Annotated in this window: 1 protein-coding gene; it reads left to right on the top strand. The window is 56.7% G+C overall.

Annotated features, from left to right (window positions below; all coding sequences use genetic code 11):
* Positions 1–91 precede the first annotated feature (91 nt).
* The coding region (locus OP495_RS18645) for an alpha/beta fold hydrolase (RefSeq protein WP_280571277.1) at positions 92–654 on the top strand (563 nt) is incomplete at its 3' end.

Genomic DNA, 654 nt, shown 5'->3' with positions numbered 1-654 from the left:
CCCCGTAGCGGTCCTCCCATCCGACTCGCAAGGGCAAGAGAGATCGCAGAAAACACCGGCGTTCTTTTTCACCGGTGGGCCGGGCGCATCCATGCTCGCTGCTCCAGAGCTTATCAGGCAGTATCGCAAGGATGTCGGGGCACGCCCCCTGGTGGTGTTCGATTACCGGGGGATGAACCACTCCAAACCAGCCTTAAAGTGTCCCGACTACGCCAATGTGTCGACCTACCACGACATCATTTTTTCGCCAGCGATTTCCGGTTCACTGAGTACCACCGAGCGCATGCGTAGCATTACTGACGCTGTCCAGCGCTGCTACCAGAAGCTGGAAGCCGAAGGCAGCGACATATCACAGTACAACTCCTATACGATCGCCCAAGACGTGGAGGCGATTCGAGAAAGCCTCGGCTATGACTCGATCAATGTCTACGGACGCTCGACGGGCGGGGGCACAGCGCTCCAATACATGCGCTACTACCCGGAGCATGTTCGCTCGGCGGTACTCGTCTCGCCGTGGTACACCAATTTACGCAATCGTGCGCCCATCGATGAATTTTACACGGCCAAGCAAAAATACACGGACATCTTAGGCTTGTGCGTGCGTCAAAACGAACAGTGTCAGGACACCGTGCCGGCATGGTTTCTAGCGATCGA

The organism is Chromohalobacter sp. 296-RDG (assembly GCF_029889885.1).
GTDB lineage: Bacteria > Pseudomonadota > Gammaproteobacteria > Pseudomonadales > Halomonadaceae > Chromohalobacter.
Note: the sequence above shows the minus strand (reverse complement) of the source record. Positions and strands in the feature narration are given on the sequence as shown.